This window comes from Streptomyces sp. NBC_01306 (assembly GCF_026340465.1).
Classification (GTDB): Bacteria; Actinomycetota; Actinomycetes; order Streptomycetales; family Streptomycetaceae; genus Streptomyces.
Window position 1 is genome coordinate 1,686,549 of sequence record NZ_JAPEPC010000001.1, and the last position, 18,308, is coordinate 1,704,856.

Consider the following 18,308-nt stretch of genomic DNA (forward strand, 5'->3'; position numbering starts at 1 on the left):
GGCACGACCGCGAAGGCCCCGTCCCCCACCGCACTCCGGTGGGCGGCGGGGCCTTCCGCCGGCCGGCCGGCATCTGCGACAAGCGGGCCCGGCGCCCCGTAAGAGACGCCGGGCCCGTCCCGATCCTGTGTCAGCTCAGGCGTTCGCCTTCTGAGCTGTCACCTCAGGAGCACGCCCGCACCCTCCCCCGTCGCCGCGGTCGGCAACGCCACGAGTCCCAGCTCGGCGCCGGACGCCAGCAGGTGGTGTGCGGGCAGGATCCGGACGGTGTAGCCGTAGGGGCCCGTACGGTCCAGGGCCAGCGGGCCCTCGTACAGCCGCCGTCCTTCCAGGTCCGGGCCGCCCGCCGGTTTCAGTGCGACGGTCCGCGCGTCCGCGATGCGGTCCTGGTCGTCGACCCGGCCCGACACCGCCTGCACCTCCACGTCGTCGGGCCCCAGCGCTCCGAGCGCGACCTGGACCCGGAGCGAGAGGGTGGAGCCCAGTTCGGCGGTGCCGTCGGCCGCGGTCGGCGCGACGGCCTCCGCGTGGTCGACGTGCACGTCCGGCCAGGCGGTCCGCACCCGCGCCTTCCAGCCGGCCAGCTCCCGGGCCGCGTCGGGCCCGAGCGAGCGGTGGGCGAGGGCGGCGGGCGCGTAGAGCCGCTCGACGTACTCACGCACCATCCGCCCCGCCAGTACCTTCGGCCCCAGGGTGGTCAGTGTGGAGCGGACCATCCCGACCCAGCGCTCGGGCAGTCCGTCGGCCGTACGGTCGTAGAAGCGCGGCGCGACCCGGTCCTCGATCAGCGAGTACAGCGCGGCCGACTCCAGCTCGTCGCGCCGGTCCTCGTCCAGCCCCGAGCCGTCCGCGGTGGGGATGGCCCAGCCGAAGTCCGGCTCGAACCACTCGTCCCACCAGCCGTCGAGCACCGAGAGGTTGAGGCAGCCGTTGAGCGCCGCCTTCATCCCGGACGTACCGCACGCCTCCAGCGGACGCAGCGGGTTGTTCAGCCAGACGTCACAGCCCGGGTAGAGCCGCTCGGCCATCGCCATGCCGTAGTCCGGCAGGAAGACGATGCGGTGGCGCACCCGCGGGTCGTCCGCGAACCGCACCAGCTCCTGGACCAGCCGCTTCCCGCCGTCGTCGGCCGGGTGCGCCTTGCCCGCGACCACGATCTGGATGGGCCTGTCCGGGTGGAGCAGCAGTTCCGTCAGCCGGTCGCGGTCGCGCAGCATCAGTGTGAGGCGCTTGTAGGAGGGGACGCGCCGGGCGAAGCCGATGGTCAGCACCCCGGGGTCGAGCACCCCGTCGATCCAGCCCAGTTCGGCGTCGGACGCGCCGCGCCCGCGCCAGGACGCGCGCAGCCGGGTCCGCACCTCGCCGACCAGCTGCTCGCGCAGGGTGCGGCGCAGCTCCCAGATCTCCGCGTCGGGAATGTCGGCCACCGCGTCCCAGCGGTCGGCGACGCCCACCGACAGGGCGTGCTCGGTGCGTTCGGCGCCGATCCGGCGGACGGCGGTGCGGGTGATCTCGGGCGCCGCCCAGGTCGGGGCGTGCACGCCGTTGGTGATCGAGGTGATCGGCACCTCGTCGGGGTCGAATCCCGGCCACAGCCCGGCGAACATCTCCCGGCTGACGGCGCCGTGCAGGGTGGAGACCCCGTTGGCGCGCTGGGCGAGCCGCAGGCCCATCACCGCCATGTTGAAGAGGCGCGGTTCGCCGCCCGGGTAGGTCTCCCGGCCCAGTTGGAGCACGCGTCCGGCGTCGACGCCGGGCAGTTCGCCGTCGTCGCCGAAGTGCCGGGCGACCAGGTCCCGGTCGAACCGGTCGATCCCGGCGGGGACGGGGGTGTGGGTGGTGAAGACGGTTCCGGCGCGTACGGACTCCAGAGCGGCGTCGAAGTCCAGCCCGGCGCCCGCGAGTTCGCGGATCCGCTCCAGGCCGAGGAAACCGGCGTGCCCCTCGTTGGTGTGGAACACCTCGGGGTCCGGGTGGCCGGTGATCCGGCAGTACGAGCGCAGCGCCCGCACCCCGCCGATACCGAGCAGCATCTCCTGGAGGAGCCGGTGCTCGCTGCCGCCGCCGTAGAGCCGGTCGGTGACACCCCTCTCGCCCGGCTCGTTCTCCTCGATGTCGGAATCGAGCATCAGCAGCGGGACGCGGCCGACCTGCGCCTGCCAGATGTGCGCGTGGAGCGAGCGGCCGCCGGGCAGCGTGAGGGCTACCGTGCTGGGTGCGCCGTCCGCCTCGCGCAGCAGGGCGACCGGCAGCTCGTCGGGGTCGAGCACCGGGTAGTGCTCCTGCTGCCAGCCCTCGCGGGAGAGGGACTGCCGGAAGTATCCGTGGCGGTAGAGCAGGCCGACCCCGATGAGCGGTACGCCGAGGTCGCTGGCCGCCTTCAGATGGTCGCCGGCGAGGATGCCGAGGCCGCCGGAGTACTGCGGGAGCGCGGCGGTGACACCGAACTCGGGCGAGAAGTACCCGATGGCCGCGGGCAGCCCGGCGGGCTGCTCCTGGTACCAGCGCGGTCCATGCAGATAGGTGTCGAGGCCGGCGGCGGCCTCGGTCAGGTCGCGCAGGAAGCCGGGGTCGGCCGCCAGCTCGGCGAGCCGTGCGGCCGACACCGTGCCGAGCAGCCGGACGGGGTCACCGCCGGCCGCCGGGAAGCCGTCGGGGTCGACGGCTCTGAACAGGTCCTTGGTCCCGGCGTGCCAGGACCAGCGGAGGTTGCGGGCGAGCTCACCCAGGGGGCGCAGCGGCTCGGGGAGGACGGGGCGGACGGTGAATCGACGAATGGCCTTCACGTGTTCCACCTTCGCAGGGGAGATGCGCATCCAGGGGACGCACAGCGGTGTGTACGTCCGCACTTCACCCCGAAGGTAACCGTCAGCGCTCCCCGCAACCACGGCGCGAGGCCGCGTCCGCGTGCGCCGGTGCGGCGCTGCCGCGGAGTGCGCCCGGGTGGGTCCCCGCCGGGCGGTATGGCCGGTTCTCCCCCCTCGCGTGGGCTTGTGGCACTTCGCACCACGGGTGAGGCTGCTGTGTGACACATCGCTGGGACGCCTGGACCGGAAGGGAGCGCGCCCGGATGGAACGAACCGTCACCTGCCGGGAGCGGCCCGCCTCATGAGGCGCCGTCCGCACCTCCCGTACGCGGTGCAGGACCGGCACCTCCCGTACGCGGTGCACGGCCGACGCCGGCCGTGCGCCGTGCGCGCCGTGCGTGGCGCGCTCCGTCCGGTCCGGCCGGCCGTGGCGGAGCACGGCGGACTCTGCCAATGGTGTGAAACCGCGGCCACCCGCACGGCCGTGCACGGCCCCTCTGCGACGCGCGGCCCACCTGGTCCTTGCCTTGCACATTACGCACGAGTACTTAACTCAGGAGCCGGATTGCCCACCGGAGGTGTGGGGGAAGGCTCCTCCGGTACCCGCCCGAGCGCATCCCAGCCCTCACCCCACGCCTCACCACAGCCTGAGTGAACGCGGACAGGAGCGGTCATGCCCGCAGCCCGCAAGCCATCATCGGACAAGCCGGCCAGAGGGACTCTCGCGACGTCCCCGCTGCCGCCGAAGTCCCCGAAGCCGCCCAGGCGGCCGCCCACCGGTCAGCTGATCGGCCGTATCCCGGTGCTCGATGTGCGGCCGCGCGTCGACGGCGGTCGCAGGCCCGCCAAAGCGGTGACCGGTGAGACCTTCCAGGTCACGGCGACGGTCTTCCGTGAGGGCCATGACGCGGTCGCCGCCAATGTCGTCCTGCGCGGCCCGCGCGGCCGGACGGCGCCCTGGGCGCCTATGCGGGAGCTGGCACCTGGCACCGACCGCTGGGGCGCGGACGTCACCCCGGACGGCGAGGGCCGCTGGACCTACGCGGTCGAGGCGTGGAGCGACCCCGTCAGCACCTGGCTGCACACCGCCCGGATCAAGGTCCCGGCGGGCATCGACACGGAGCTGGTGCTCGCCGAGGGCGCCGGGCTGTATACACGTGCGGCGGCCGGGGTGCCCAAGAGCAGGGGCCGCCGGGCGGTCCTCGCGGTGGCGGAGGCGCTGGGCGACACCGCGGCGCCCGCCGCCGACCGTCTCGCGGCCGCGCTCGCGCCGGAGGCGGTGGCGGCCCTCGCCCGGTACCCGCTGCGCGAACTGGTCAGTGTGTCGGAGCCGCTGCCGCTCCAGGTGGAGCGTGAGCGGGCGCTGTACGGATCCTGGTACGAGCTGTTCCCGCGCTCCGAGGGCGCTGTGGTCGAGGAGGGCAAGCCGCACGTCAGCGGCACCTTCAGGACTGCGGCGAAGCGGCTTTCGGCGGTCGCGGCCATGGGGTTCGACGTGGTGTATCTGCCGCCGGTCCACCCCATCGGCACCACCCATCGCAAGGGCCCCAACAACGCGCTGACCGCCGGGCCCGACGACGTGGGGGTGCCGTGGGCCATCGGCTCGCCGGCCGGCGGCCACGACGCCGTCCACCCGGATCTCGGCACCCTGGAGGACTTCGACGACTTCGTCGGGCGCGCCCGTGAGCTGGGCCTGGAGATCGCCCTCGACTTCGCGCTCCAGTGCTCGCCCGACCACCCCTGGGTGACGCAGCACCCCGAGTGGTTCCACCACCGTCCTGACGGCACGATCGCGTACGCGGAGAACCCGCCGAAGAAGTACCAGGACATCTATCCGATCGCCTTCGACCAGGACGTGGACGGACTGGTCACCGAGACCGTCCGCATCCTGCGCTTCTGGATGGAGCACGGCGTACGGATCTTCCGCGTGGACAATCCGCACACCAAGCCGGTGGTCTTCTGGGAGCGCGTCATCGCCGAGGTCAACGGCCGCGACCCGGACGTGGTCTTCCTGGCCGAGGCGTTCACCCGGCCCGCGATGATGCACACGCTGGGCGCCGTCGGGTTCCAGCAGTCGTACACGTACTTCACCTGGCGGACCGGCAAGCAGGAGCTGACCGACTACGTCACCGAGCTGGCCGGGGAGTCCGCGGCGGCCATGCGGCCCAACTTCTTCGTGAACACCCCGGACATCCTGCACGCGTACCTCCAGCACGGCGGCCGCCCGGCCTTCGAGGTCCGTGCGGTGCTCGCGGCGACGATGGCGCCGTCCTGGGGGGTGTACGCCGGGTACGAGCTGTGTGAGAACACCACCGCACGGGCGGGCAGCGAGGACTACCTGGACTCGGAGAAGTACCAGCTGCGGCCGCGCGACTGGGAGTCCGCCGAGCGGGAGGGGCGGACCATCGCTCCGCTCATCACCACGCTGAACGAGTTGCGGCGCCGCCATCCGGCGCTGCGGCAGCTGCGTTCGGTGCACTTCCACCACACCGACAACGACGCGGTGATCGCGTACTCGAAGTCGGTGTCCGTGCCGGCCTGCACGGAGGCCCCGGCAGACGGCTTCACACCGGAGGGAGGTACCGCCGGCTCGAACACGGTTCTGATTGTCGTCAACCTTGACCCGCACCACACCCAGGAGGCCACGGTCTCGTTGGACATGCCGGATCTCGGCCTGGAATGGCACGAGTCCGTCCCGGTGCGCGACGAGCTCACCGGCGAGACCTACCACTGGGGCAGGGCCAACTATGTGCGTCTGGAGCCGGGCAGCACGCCCGCGCACATCCTGGTGCTGCGACCGTCCCCGCCGATCGGAGGGTCACCCACATCATGATTGTCAATGAGCCCGTCCACGACAAATTCGAGGACACTCCCACCAAGGACCGTGACCCCGACTGGTTCAAACGCGCCGTCTTCTACGAGGTCCTGGTCAGGTCGTTCCAGGACAGCAACGGGGACGGCGTCGGTGACCTCAAGGGCATCACCGCTAAACTGGACTACCTCCAGTGGCTCGGCGTCGACTGCCTCTGGCTGCCGCCGTTCTTCAAGTCGCCCCTGCGGGACGGCGGTTACGACGTGGCGGACTACACGTCCGTACTGCCGGAGTTCGGTGACCTCGCCGACTTCGTCGAGTTCGTCGACGCCACCCACCAGCGCGGGATGCGCGTGATCATCGACTTCGTGATGAACCACACGAGCGACCAGCACGAGTGGTTCCAGGAGTCGCGCAAGGACCCGGACGGTCCGTACGGCGACTACTACATCTGGGCCGACGACGACAAGCAGTTCGCGGACGCCCGGATCATCTTCGTCGACACGGAGAGCTCCAACTGGACCTTCGACCCGGTGCGCAAGCAGTACTACTGGCACCGGTTCTTCTCCCATCAGCCGGATCTCAACTACGAGAACCCGGTGGTGCAGGAGGAGATCATCTCGGCGCTGCGCTTCTGGCTCGACCTGGGCATCGACGGATTCCGCCTCGACGCGGTCCCGTACCTCTACCAGGTCGAGGGCACCAACTGCGAGAACCTCCCGCAGACCCATGCGTTCATGAAGCGGGTGCGCGCCGAGATCGACGCGAGCTACCCGGACACGGTGCTGCTCGCCGAGGCCAACCAGTGGCCGGAGGATGTCGTCGACTATTTCGGCGACTTCAAAAAGGGCGGCGACGAGTGCCACATGGCATTCCACTTCCCGGTGATGCCGCGCATCTTCATGGCCGTGCGCCGGGAGTCCCGCTACCCCGTCTCGGAGATCCTGGCCAAGACCCCGGCCATTCCGAAGAACGCCCAGTGGGGCATCTTCCTCCGCAACCACGACGAGCTGACGCTCGAAATGGTCACGGACGAGGAGCGCGACTACATGTACGCGGAGTACGCCAAGGATCCGCGGATGCGGGCCAACATCGGCATCCGCAGGCGGCTCGCGCCCCTGCTGGACAACGACCGCAACCAGATCGAACTGTTCACCGCGCTGCTGCTCTCCCTGCCCGGTTCGCCGATCCTCTACTACGGGGACGAGATCGGGATGGGCGACAACATCTGGCTCGGTGACCGGGACGCGGTCCGCACGCCGATGCAGTGGACCCCCGACCGGAACGCGGGCTTCTCGTCCAGCGACCCGGGGCGGCTCTATCTGCCGACCATCATGGACCCGGTCTACGGCTACCAGGTGACGAACGTCGAGGCCTCCATGGCCTCGCCCGCCTCACTGCTGCACTGGACCCGCCGGATGATCGAGATCCGCAAGCAGAACCCGGCCTTCGGCCTCGGTTCGTACACCGAACTCCCCTCGTCCAACCCGGCCGTGCTCGCCTTCCTCCGGGAGTACAAGGACGACCTGGTGCTGTGCGTGCACAACTTCTCGCGGTTCGCGCAGCCGACGGAGCTCGATCTCAACTCCTTCACCGGACGCCATCCGGTGGAGCTGATCGGCGGGGTGCGATTCCCTCCGATCGGTGAACTGCCGTATCTGCTGACCCTCGCGGGCCACGGCTTCTACTGGTTCCGCTTGCGCAAGGACGCCCCCACCGTCTGACGGCGTGCCCGGGGCGCGGCGGTTTCCACCGCCCCGTCCCGGGCACGCTCCTCACAGGTACCGCGCCACTGGTACCGGGGCACCAGCACCCGGCCCACTGAGCCGTAGGGCCTTTCGTTTGGATCAGGCCTGATCCAAACGAAAGGCCCTAGTCCATCTGGTCCATCCTCACCCGCACCGTCCCGCACAGCCGGATTCCCGCCCCCATTGCGTTCAGCATGGGAGGCGACCCCACGCAATCCGGGACACTCTGCGCATCGTGTGGTGTGCCCGGGAAAGGACGCGATGCCATGTCCAAGGCTGCATCCACCCGGAACAGCGTGCGCTCCGCCGGGTCGTCCGGCCCTCTCCGTCTCCTCGACTCGCTCGCCCCCCTGCTGCACGAGTGGCTGCCCAGACAGCGCTGGTTCGCGGGCAAGGGCCGGCCCGTCACCGCCTTCACACTGGTCTCGGCCACCGAACTGCTGCCGCTCGGCGCGGCCCCCGGGCTGCTCCATCTGCTGGTCCGCGCCGAGCAGGACTCCCCCGCCCCCGCCCACTCGACCGGCGACTGCTACCAGCTGCTGCTCGGCGTACGGACCTCACTGCCGCCGCGCCTCGCCGCCGCGCTGATCGGCCGGGCCCGTACCGGACCGCTCGCCGGGTCCGTGCTGTACGACGCGCTGCTCGACCCGCGGCTGACCGGGCTGCTCCTGGAGCGGCTGCGCGCGCCCGGCCGGATCGGGGCGCTGCGCTTCGACCGCGACCCGTCCGCGGCGATCCCCGCCGGGCTCCCCGCCCGGCCGCTGGGCGCTGAGCAGTCCAACACCTCTCTCGTCTATGGCGATACGTTCATCCTGAAGGTCTTCCGCCGGGTCCACCCGGGGTCGAACCCCGATCTGGAGCTGCCGCTCGCGCTGGCCCAGGCCGGCTGCGCCCGGGTGCCGGCGCCCGTCGCCTGGTACGAGACGACGGAGCCGGAACCCGCCACGCTGGGTGTGCTCCAGCCGTTCCTCGCCGGGTCCGAGGACGGCTGGCAGCTGGCCCTGCTCGCGCTCTCCGACGGCCATGACTTCGCGGCGGGCGCACGGGCGCTGGGCCGGGCGACCGCCGAGGTGCACGGGACGCTGGCGTCCGCCCTGCCCACCGCGGTGCTGAGCAAACGGCAGATACAGCATCTCGCCGCGGGGATGACGGAGCGCCTGGAGGCCACGGCTCAGGCCGTGCCCGCGCTCGCGCCGTACGTGGCGGGGCTGCGCACCGCATTCGACGCGATCGCGGACCTGGGCCACGCCGGCCGCACCTGGGCCGCCCAGCGCATCCACGGCGATCTGCATCTGGGCCAGAGCCTGCGGGCCAGGGACGGCGAGTGGTCGGTCATCGACTTCGAGGGCGAACCGGCCCGCCCGCTCGCCGAGCGCACCCGCCCGCAGCCGGTGGTCCGCGATGTGGCGGGGATGCTGCGCTCCTTCGACTACGCGGCCCGCACCCACCGCCCCTGGTCCCCGAAGTGGGCGATCGGCTGCCGCGACGCGTACTGCGAGGGGTACGCGTCGGTGGCCGGCGCCGACCCGCGCGCGGAGCCGGAGCTGCTGCGCGCGTACGAGACCGACAAGGCGGTGTACGAGGTCCTCTACGAGGCCAGGAACCGCCCCGACTGGCTGCCCGTGCCGATGGCCGCGATCGAGCGGCTCTCGCTTCCCGAACCCACCGTTTTCCACCGTGCGCCGAAGCTGCCGAGGAGGCCGCCCCAGTGACCGCCCGTCCCCCGTCCCGCACTCCGTCGCCCGCCGAACCCGAGCCCGCCCCGGCCGACCCGGCCGCCCCACCTGCCTCGGCCGCCCCGACCGCAGCGCCTCCGGAACCCGCAGCGAACACCGAGCACACAGCGGTCCTGCCCTCCCAGCCGGCACCGGCACCTACAGCGGCGCCGGCGCCGACCGGAGGCGCACGGCCCGTGGAGGCGCTCGACGCCCGGGACCGCGAGCGGCTGCTCAGCGGCGGCCACCACGACCCGCACGCGCTGCTCGGCGCCCATCCGGTCGGCGGAGGCATCGCCGTCCGGGCGCTGCGGCCGTACGCCCGGGCCGTGACCGTGGTCGCGAAGGGGCTCCGCGCCGAACTGCACGACGACGGCCAGGGTTTCTTCTCCGGGCTGCTGCCGCTGCGCACCGTCCCGGAGTACGCGCTGCTCGTCACGTACGACGACAACGAGATCGAGCTCCAGGACCCGTACCGCTTCCTGCCCACCCTCGGTGAGCTCGATCTGCATCTGATCGGCGAGGGCCGCCACGAGGAGCTGTGGAAGGCGCTCGGCGCGCACCCGATGACCGTTCAGGGCGTCACCGGCACCCGCTTCACCGTCTGGGCACCCGACGCGCGCGGGGTGCGGGTCAGCGGGGACTTCAACTACTGGGACGGCGCCGCGTATCCGATGCGTTCGCTCGGTTCGTCCGGTGTGTGGGAGCTGTTCGTGCCGGGCATCGGCGAGGGCGCGCTCTACAAGTTCGACCTGATGCGCCCGGACGGCAGCCACACGCTGCGCGCCGACCCGATGGCGCGGCGCACCGAGGTGCCGCCCGCCACCGCTTCGGTCGTGACGCAGTCGCACCACCGCTGGCAGGACGAGCAGTGGATGACGCACCGAGGGGACCGGCCGGTGCACGAGGCGCCGTTCTCCGTGTACGAGATCCATCTGCCGTCCTGGCGACCGGGTCTGACGTACCGCCAGCTCGCGACACAGCTGCCGGCGTACGTCCAGGACCTGGGTTTCACACATGTGGAGCTGATGCCGGTCTCGGAGCACCCCTTCGGCGGCTCGTGGGGGTACCAGGTCACCGGCTTCTACGCGCCGACGTCCCGGATGGGCACGCCCGACGACTTCCGGTGTCTGGTGGACGCGCTGCACAGGGCGGGTATCGGTGTCCTGATGGACTGGGTGCCCGCGCACTTCCCGAAGGACGACTGGGCGCTGGCGCAGTTCGACGGGTGCCCGCTGTACGAGCACTCCGACCCGGCCCGTGCCGAGCACCCCGACTGGGGCACCCTGGAGTTCGACTACGGTCGCACCGAGGTGCGTAACTTCCTTGTCGCCAACGCCACTTACTGGTGCGAGGAGTTCCATATCGACGGGCTGCGGGTGGACGCGGTCGCCTCGATGCTCTATCTGGACTACTCCCGCGAGGAAGGGCAGTGGTCACCGAACGAGCACGGCGGCCGGGAGAACCCGGACGCGGTGGCCTTCCTCCAGGAGATGAACGCGACGGTCTACCGCCGCAACCCCGGTGTGGTGACGATCGCCGAGGAGTCGACGGCCTGGGACGGTGTCACCCGCGCCACCGACCAGGTCGGCGCGGGCGGCTTCGGCGGTCTCGGCTTCGGGCTGAAGTGGAACATGGGGTGGATGCACGACTCGCTGGAGTACGTGGCCAAGGAGCCGGTGCACCGCAAGTACCACCACAACGAGATGACGTTCTCGATGGTGTACGCGTTCAGCGAGAACTACGTCCTGCCCATCTCGCACGACGAGGTGGTGCACGGCAAGCAGGCGCTGGTCTCGAAGATGCCGGGCGACTGGTGGCAGCAGCGCGCCACGCACCGCGCGTATCTGGGCTTCATGTGGGCCCACCCGGGCAAGCAACTCCTGTTCATGGGGCAGGAGTTCGCGCAGGGCGCCGAGTGGTCGGAGGCGCACGGCCCGGACTGGTGGCTGCTGGACCCGTCGTACGGGGCGGCGCACGACCACCGCGGGGTACGGGACCTGGTGCGCGACCTGAACGCGGTGTACACGGCGGCCCCCGCCCTGTGGCAGCGCGACACCGACCCGGGCGGTTTCGACTGGGTGGTGGGGGACGCGGCGGAGGACAACGTCTTCGCGTTCCTGCGCTACGACGCGCACGGCGCCCCGCTCCTGTCGGTCTCCAACTTCTCGCCGGTGGTGCGGCACCAGTACCGGCTCGGGGTGCCGGAATCGGTGCCGGAGTGGCACGAGGTGCTCAACACCGACACCGGTCTGTACGGCGGCGGTGACATCCGCAACGCGGACCCGCTGAAGCCCGAGCCGGTGCCGTACCACGGGCGGCCGTCCAGCATCGGTCTGACGCTGCCGCCGCTCGCGACGGTGTGGTTCAGGCCGGTCTGATCCCGCCGGGCGCGGCCGGACGGGGAGACACACTCCCGGCAGCACGGAGGTACGGAGGTGCGGCGGCGTGGAGCTCACAGCTCACACGCGCCGCACCTCCTCCGTGTCAGGCTCCGTGTCACGGGCGGGGCTCCGTCGCGCCCGTGAGGCACTCCGGCAGTCCGCCGCGGGTGTGCACGATCCCGGCCCGCTGGGTGGCCCGGGTCAGGGCCACGTACAGGTCGCTCGTACCGCGCGGCGAACCGGTCAGGATCAGGCCGGGCTCGACCACGATCACCGTGTCGAACTCAAGCCCCTTCGCCTGCCGGGGATCGAGCAGGACGACGGGCCGGTGCAGGTCCGGCTCGCCCCCGTCGACGTCCGGGAGTACGGCGGCCAGTTCGCGGTGGAGCACGGCAGGGGCGATCACCGCGAGCCTGCGCTCGTCGGCGCGCTCGTCCGCGACGGCATCGGCCACGGCCCGGGGCAGGTCATCGGCGGCCCGCACCCACGGCGCCACCCCCGTGGAGCGGATGGAGCGCGGCGGCCGGAACGCCGGGTCCGCGGCGCTCGGGACGGCTGCCGCGACCTCCATGATCTCGGCGGGGGTGCGGTAGTTGATGCCGAGCCGCACCTGCTCGTAGCGGTCTTCGACGTACGGGGCGAGCATCGTCGCCCAGTCGCCCACGCCGCCCGGCTCGGCGGTCTGGGCCGGGTCGCCGACCAGCGTCATCGAGCGGGTCGGGGAGCGCCGCATCAGCAGCCGCCACACCATCGGCGACAGCTCCTGCGCCTCGTCCACGATGATGTGACCGAAGGCCCAGGTGCGGTCGGCCGCCGCGCGTTCGGCGGCGCTGCGGTGGTCGGCCTCCTCGTGGCGCTCGGCCATCCGCTCGGCGTCGATGATGTCGTGCGCCGCGAGCAGTTCGGACTCCTCGTCCTCGAACTCGAAGGACTCGGAGCCCAGCGACAGATCGAGGACGCCCTGGGCGAACGCGACCTGCTCCTGCCGGGCGGCCTCGGCCGCCGCGCGTACCGCGGAGTCGTCCTCGCCGAGCAGTTCGGCGGCCTCGTCGAGCAGCGGGACGTCGGCCGCCGTCCAGTCACCGCCCTTGCGGCGGATGGCGTCCGCGTCGGCGTCCGGCAGGTGCACCGGGTCGGTGAGGTAGTCGGCGACCACCTGCTGCGGGGTGAGGATCGGCCACAACTCCTCGATGGCCGCGTGCACTTCGGGGCTGGACGCGACGGCCTTGCCGATCTGGGCGAGGTCGTCGGGGCCCAGGAAGTTGGGCCCGCCGTAGGGGTCGGTGCCGAGCCGGTCGGCCAGCTGCGCGGTCAGATCGTCGATGATCCGGAACGCGAAGTGCGGGCGCGCCAGGTTGTGCGGCAGCAGTGTCGAGCGGGCCCGCTCACGGGCGGTGTCGGCGATGGTCCAGTCGAGCAGCAGATCGCCGTCGTCGTGCGGGATCACCAGGGGCTCGCCGGGCTCCGGCGTGCGCTGGAGATCGCGTACGAAGGCGGCCAGCGCCTCCGCCATCTCCGTACGCCCCTTGACGGCGGCGGCAGCCGGGGTGTCCGTGCCGGTGGCGGTCACTCCGGGGAAGAGCTCCCCCGGGGTGGCGAGCAGCACGCCCGTCTCGCCGAGCGAGGGCAGCACCTCACCGATGTAGCCGAGGAAGGCCGGGTTGGGGCCGACGACGAGCACGGCACGGCGGGCGAGCTGGTCGCGGTGCGCGTAGAGGAGGTATGCGGCGCGGTGCAGGGCGACCGCGGTCTTCCCGGTGCCGGGGCCGCCCTCGACGACGAGGATCCCGTGGTGCGGGGCCCGGATGATCTCGTCCTGTTCGGCCTGGATGGTCTGCACGATGTCGTGCATCCGGCCGGTGCGCGCGGAGTCCAGGGCAGCGAGGAGCACCGCGTCGGCGTCGGCCCCCTCGTGCCCGGTGCGCTCGGTGTCGGTGAGGTCGAGGATCTCGTCGTGGAGCGCGGTGACGGTCCGGCCATCGGTGGTGAGGTGCCGGCGGCGGCGCAGCCCCATCGGGGAATGCCCGGTGGCGAGGTAGAAAGGCCGCGCGATACGCGCACGCCAGTCGATCACCAGCGGGGTGCGTTCGTTGTTCTCGTCGGCCTCTTCGCGGATTCCGATACGGCCGATGTGGTACCGGGATCCGTCGGTGAAATCAATACGGCCGAAGCAGAGCCCGGATTCCACCGAATTCAGCGCACTGAGCAGACCGGACCGTTCAGCGACCAGCACATCGCGCTCGACACGCGCCTGAAGTCCCTTCCCCACCTGGGCGAACGAGCCCTGGACGGCGGCTTCGGCGCGCTCCCGGAGCGCGTCCAGCCGCTCGTAGAGCCGTGAGACGAATTGCTGCTCGTTCTGCAATTCCTCGGTTGACAATGCAGCTCCTGACGCGATACGGTGCCCTTATAAGTCTTCTTCTGACTCCGCCTCACACAAGGCGATGCAAAGACAGGAAGCACCCACTCTACGCGCCGCAATACCCCGGACGTCAATTCGCCCGGGGTATTTTTGTGCAGTATTTTCCGCTTTCCGCGACAGGACTCCGTGGCAGGTTCCGCGTGAGGTCTCCCTGTCAGAGCACGTCGGCGAGTTCCTGGAGCAGCCGCCGCTTCGGGCGGGCGCCCACCATCGACTTCACCGGCTCCCCGTCACGGAAGACCATCAGTGTCGGCATCGACATCACCCCGTACCGGACCATCACATCCGGGTTGCTGTCGACGTCGAGCTGTACGACCTTGAGGCGTCCGGCCTCCTCGCCCGCGACGGCGCTCAGCACCGGCGCGAGCTGCCGGCACGGCCCGCACCAGTCGGCGGTGAACTCGACCAGGACCGGCAGTCCGGCCGCGAGTACCTCGGTGTCGAAATCGGCGTCGGTCACGGCGTCGACGCCCTCTGCGTGGATCATCTCCGGTGTTCCTCCCACTCGTCCCCGTCGGACAGTTCACAGCGCGGCTCCGGACCGCCCGGCAACTCCGCCTCGGCGCGGGCCAGTTCGGCCCCCACCTGTCGGCGGACCCCCTGGAGCTGCCCGATCAGCGCGTCCAGCTCGGACAGCTTGCGCCGGTACACGGCGAGCGAGGCGGGGCAGACGTCTCCGGCCGGGTGCCCGGCGCGCAGGCACTCGACGAACGGCCTGGTCTCCTCCAGGTCGAAGCCGAAGTCCTGGAGCGTCCTGATCTGCTGGAGCAGCCGCAGATCGTCCTCGTCATAGGTGCGGTAGCCGTTCACCGCCCGCCGTGCGGGCAGCAGTTCCCGGGACTCGTAGTAGCGCAGAGCACGGGTGGTGGTGCCGGCCCGCTCCGCCAGCTCGCCGATTCGCATGTCCCGACGGTAATCCTTGACGTCGGCGTCAAGGCAAGGAGCAGGGACGGCCCGCGGCGGCCTCAGGCCGCGGTGGTCGCCGGCTCCTCCGCGGGCGCCGCCTCCGGTTCCGTACGCCGGCCGCGGCCCGGGATCAGGACGGCGACCAGCACCGTGCCCACCCCGAGGATCACCGCGCCGACCAGGCTGGTGTGGGCGACCGCCTGCGAGAAGGCGCCGTTCACCGCGTCCACCAGGGCGTGCGCCTGCTCGGGCCCCGCCTTGGCGCCGACCTTCTCGGCGACCGCGAGCCCGGCACCCACCGAGTCCTGCGCGGTGCTCAGCGCACCGGCGGGCAGCTTCCCGCCGACCGTGTCCGCGAGGTGCGAGGAGTACGCGCCGGAGAGCACCGACCCGAGAATGGCGATGCCCAGCGAGCCGCCCAGCTCGATCGAGGTGTCGTTGACCGCGCCGCCGACGCCGAGTTCGGACTCCGGGAACGCGCCCATGATCGCGTCGGTGCACGGCGAGAGGGCGAGGCCGATGGCCAGACCGAGCAGGACCAGGGGCAGGACGAACTCCCCGTAGCCCGAGCCCGCGTCGATCCGGGTGAGCAGCGCCAGCGATGCCGTGCCGCCGACCATGCCCGCGGTGACCGTGACGCGCATCCCGAGCCGGGGCGTCAGGATCCCGGTCAGCGCCGAGCCGACGAAGACCGCGCCGGCCAGCGGCAGCATCCGGACCCCGGTCTCGAAGGCGTCGAAGCCCAGGACGAACTGGAGGTGCTGGGTCAGGTAGTAGAAGGCACCGAACACGGCCAGGAAGAAGAGCGCGACGGCGAGATTCGACCCGGCGAATCCGCGGTCGAGGTAGCGCCGTACGTCGAGCACCGGTCGCGGGTGCCGCAGCTCCCACAGCACGAACACGACGAACCCGGCGCCCGCCACGACAGCGGCGGTGACGGCCTTGGCGCCCCAGCCGAAGTGCGGACCTTCAATGATCATGTAGACGAGGGCGCCGACGGAGATCACCGAGAGCAGCCCGCCCACGTAGTCGATCCGGCCGTGGTGGCCTGCCTTCGACGGGGGTACGAGGACGAAGGCGCCGATAATGGCGAGTACCGCGATCGGTACGTTGATCAGGAACGTCGAGGCCCAGCCGTGGTGCTGGAGCAGCGCCCCCGCGACCAGCGGGCCGGCGGCGATGGCGAGCCCGGCGGTGGCCGTCCACAGGACGATCGCCTTGGCCCGCTCGGCGCGCGGGAAGCTCGCGGCGAGCAATGAGAGCGTGGCCGGCATGATCATCGCCGCACCGACCCCCATGACGGCGCGGGCCGCGATGACGCCTGTCGCACTGCCGACCAGCGACCCGGCGACCGCTCCCCCGCCGAAGACGACGAGCCCCAGCACGAGCGCGCCGCGCCTGCTGTACTTGTCGCCGATCGCGCCGAGCAGCAGCATCAGCGCCGCGTACGGGACGGTGTAGCCGTCGATGACCCACTGGAGGTCGGCGCTGCTGAGCCCCAGGTCCCGTGTCATGTCGGGGGCCGCGACCGTCAGGGCGGTGTTCGCCATCACGATGATCAGCAGGCTCAGACAGAGCACCAGCAGCGCCCACCAGCGGCGCCGGTACGGCCCTGCCATCTCCGCCACCGGTTGCTTCACCACGAGGTTCATGACGTTCCACCACTCCCGTCCACTGGCACACGCCGACTGCACACGCCAACACCTACTTGCACATCACTGTGCAATTACACACTGCTGTGCAATTTAGCGCGCTTCCCGGCGCGGTGCAAAATGGGGCCCGTGACTTCCGGACGAGCAGACGCCAACCGCCGCCGCATCCTGGATGTGGCGCTCACCGAGCTGCTGCACGACCCGGACGCCTCGATGGACCAGATCGCGCGCGCGGCCGGAGTCGTACGCCGCACGGTCTACGGCCACTTCCCGAGCCGCGAGGCGCTGATCGGCGCGCTCGTGGACAACGCGACGGCCGCCGTGGTCGAGGCCCACGCCACCGGCCGCGAAGGCATCAGCGACCCGGCCGAGGCACTGGCCCGCGCGACCCTCGCGGTCTGGGAGATCGCCGACCGCTACCGGCTGCTGGTCGCACTGGCCCAGCGCAGCGTGACCATGGCGGGCATCAAACAGCGCCTCACCCCGGTACGGGAGATCTGCACGGCGCTCATCCAATACGGCCTGGACGAGGGCGCGTTCACTTCACCCCTGACCGCGGCGGCCCTGTCGTACGTCCACGAGCAGGCGCTGTTCGGCCTGATGGAGGCCGTCAACGAAGGGGCCCTCCCGGCGGAGGAGGGCGGAGCGGCGGCAGCCAGCACCCTGCTGATGACAGCGGGCGTACCGGCGTCGCGGGCGGCCGCGGTGGTGCGCGCGGCACTGGGGCGGGGGGACGGGGCGTGAGGGCGGGTCGGCCCCGTGCGTTCGTCAGACCATGGGAATCATGTGCCTGATCCGGTACTAGCGGCCCGTGGTGAGGACCATCCGGAAGCGTGCTGAGCCCGACATCATCCTGGCGAACGCCTCGTCCGCCTCCTCCAGCGGTGCCTCCTCGGTCCACGAGCGGACGCCGGTCTGCTCGGCGAAGCGCAGGGTGTCCTCGGTGTCCACCGCGGTGCCGGACGCGTGGCCGTAGACCTTCTTCGTGCCCGTGATGAACTGCAGGCCGCTGAACGTCATTTCGTCGGGGGTGGCGCCGACCACGATGAGTTCACCGCGCCGGCCCAGGCCGTCGAAGGTCGCTGTCATCGCCGGGCCGTTGGTGACCGTGGCGAGGACGACCTTCGCGCCGCCCAGCTCCTGGAGCTCGTCGGCGACGTTCCCGGCCGTGCTGTCGATGTAGTGCCTGGCTCCGAGGCCGTACGCGAGCTTCGCCTTCTCCGCGCCGCGGGCGATCGCCACCGTACGGAACCCCATCTTCGCCGCGAACTGCACGCCGAGATGGCCCAGTCCGCCGATCCCGAGGATCGCGACCAGGTCACCCGGGCCGGCAGCGCTGCGCCGCAGCGCGTTGAAGACCGTGACGCCCGCGCAGGCCAGCGGGGCCGCCTCGACGGAGGTCAGGGCGTCGGGGACGCGGGCCAGGGCGACCGCCGGTACGACGACCGTGTCGGCATAGCCGCCGGGATAGGCGGCGCCGGGAATCTCCAGCCGGTCGCAGTTGATGCCGTCGCCCTCCCGGCAGGCCTCGCAGTAGCCGCAGCTGCCGCCGTACCAGCCGACCGCGACCCGGTCCCCGGTATCCCAGCCCTCGACGCCCGCGCCGAGGGTGTCGATCCGGCCCGCGATCTCATGGCCGGTGGTCACGGGGAACGTCGCTCCGGGCAGCATTCCGCCGGTGATCATCGCGTCGGAGTGGCAGACCCCGCACGCTTCCACCGTGATCCTGACGTGGCCAGGTCCCGGTTCCGGGAGTTCGGTGCGTACGAGGGTGAAGGGGCCGCCGGGCTCGGCGACCTGCATGGCGCGGGGAGATGCGGGCGTGGATGTCATGGGGCCTTCCCTGCCTTCCGCGGGGTGGA

At 71.4% G+C, this 18,308-nt stretch carries 11 protein-coding genes; 5 read left to right on the forward strand and 6 right to left on the reverse strand.

Features of this window, described 5'->3' with window-relative positions; genetic code table 11:
* Positions 1-158: 158 nt before the first annotated feature.
* On the reverse strand, positions 159-2,786 hold the full coding sequence (glgP, locus tag OG385_RS07125; protein ID WP_266852871.1) for an alpha-glucan family phosphorylase: 2,628 nt from the start codon (positions 2,784-2,786) through the stop codon (positions 159-161).
* A gap of 805 nt (positions 2,787-3,591) precedes the next feature.
* On the opposite strand from glgP, the gene OG385_RS07130 reads away from it, so the two are divergent.
* The 4 genes from OG385_RS07130 to glgB all read left to right on the forward strand — a co-directional run bounded on the left by OG385_RS07130 (position 3,592) and on the right by glgB (position 11,463).
* On the forward strand, positions 3,592-5,640 hold the full coding sequence (locus tag OG385_RS07130) for an alpha-1,4-glucan--maltose-1-phosphate maltosyltransferase (protein ID WP_266860693.1): 2,049 nt from the start codon (positions 3,592-3,594) through the stop codon (positions 5,638-5,640).
* The gene (gene treS, locus OG385_RS07135; RefSeq protein WP_266852872.1) at positions 5,637-7,343 is read left to right on the forward strand and encodes a maltose alpha-D-glucosyltransferase; all 1,707 of its coding nucleotides are present in this window, start codon (positions 5,637-5,639) and stop codon (positions 7,341-7,343) included. Before OG385_RS07130 ends, treS begins: the two co-directional genes overlap by 4 nt.
* A gap of 290 nt (positions 7,344-7,633) precedes the next feature.
* Positions 7,634-9,079, forward strand: coding sequence for a phosphotransferase (locus OG385_RS07140; protein WP_266852874.1), 1,446 nt, complete (start codon positions 7,634-7,636; stop codon positions 9,077-9,079).
* Positions 9,076-11,463, forward strand: a complete 2,388-nt coding sequence (glgB, locus tag OG385_RS07145) for a 1,4-alpha-glucan branching enzyme (RefSeq protein ID WP_266852876.1) — start codon at positions 9,076-9,078, stop codon at positions 11,461-11,463. Before OG385_RS07140 ends, glgB begins: the two co-directional genes overlap by 4 nt.
* 118 nt (positions 11,464-11,581) lie before the next feature.
* Here the strand turns inward: glgB and OG385_RS07150 are convergent, their stop codons facing one another.
* From OG385_RS07150 to OG385_RS07165, 4 genes are all read right to left on the reverse strand, one after another.
* Positions 11,582-13,846: an AAA family ATPase gene (locus OG385_RS07150; protein ID WP_266852878.1), complete on the reverse strand. Its 2,265-nt coding sequence runs from the start codon at positions 13,844-13,846 to the stop codon at positions 11,582-11,584.
* A gap of 196 nt (positions 13,847-14,042) precedes the next feature.
* A complete protein-coding gene (gene trxA, locus OG385_RS07155) occupies positions 14,043-14,375 on the reverse strand; it encodes a thioredoxin (protein WP_266852880.1) in 333 nt (110 codons plus the stop codon).
* On the reverse strand, positions 14,372-14,791 hold the full coding sequence (locus OG385_RS07160; protein ID WP_266852881.1) for a MerR family transcriptional regulator: 420 nt from the start codon (positions 14,789-14,791) through the stop codon (positions 14,372-14,374). Before OG385_RS07160 ends, trxA begins: the two co-directional genes overlap by 4 nt.
* Before the next feature lie 62 nt (positions 14,792-14,853).
* On the reverse strand, positions 14,854-16,446 hold the full coding sequence (locus tag OG385_RS07165) for an MFS transporter (RefSeq protein ID WP_266852883.1): 1,593 nt from the start codon (positions 16,444-16,446) through the stop codon (positions 14,854-14,856).
* Between the two features lie 120 nt (positions 16,447-16,566).
* Here OG385_RS07165 and OG385_RS07170 point away from each other — a divergent pair, with 120 nt between their 5' ends.
* On the forward strand, positions 16,567-17,190 hold the full coding sequence (locus OG385_RS07170; protein WP_266852885.1) for a TetR/AcrR family transcriptional regulator: 624 nt from the start codon (positions 16,567-16,569) through the stop codon (positions 17,188-17,190).
* A gap of 57 nt (positions 17,191-17,247) precedes the next feature.
* Here the strand turns inward: OG385_RS07170 and OG385_RS07175 are convergent, their stop codons facing one another.
* Positions 17,248-18,279: an alcohol dehydrogenase catalytic domain-containing protein gene (locus OG385_RS07175; RefSeq protein WP_266852886.1), complete on the reverse strand. Its 1,032-nt coding sequence runs from the start codon at positions 18,277-18,279 to the stop codon at positions 17,248-17,250.
* Positions 18,280-18,308: the final 29 nt, after the last annotated feature.

Coding starts and splice junctions, on each gene's coding strand:
- OG385_RS07175 (WP_266852886.1), bottom strand. CDS start 18,279: ATGACATCCACGCCCGCATCTCCCCGCGCCATGCAGGTCGCCGAGCCC.
- treS (WP_266852872.1), top strand. CDS start 5,637: ATGATTGTCAATGAGCCCGTCCACGACAAATTCGAGGACACTCCCACC.
- OG385_RS07165 (WP_266852883.1), bottom strand. CDS start 16,446: ATGAACCTCGTGGTGAAGCAACCGGTGGCGGAGATGGCAGGGCCGTAC.
- OG385_RS07160 (WP_266852881.1), bottom strand. CDS start 14,791: ATGCGAATCGGCGAGCTGGCGGAGCGGGCCGGCACCACCACCCGTGCT.
- trxA (WP_266852880.1), bottom strand. CDS start 14,375: ATGATCCACGCAGAGGGCGTCGACGCCGTGACCGACGCCGATTTCGAC.
- OG385_RS07140 (WP_266852874.1), top strand. CDS start 7,634: ATGTCCAAGGCTGCATCCACCCGGAACAGCGTGCGCTCCGCCGGGTCG.
- OG385_RS07170 (WP_266852885.1), top strand. CDS start 16,567: ATGGGGCCCGTGACTTCCGGACGAGCAGACGCCAACCGCCGCCGCATC.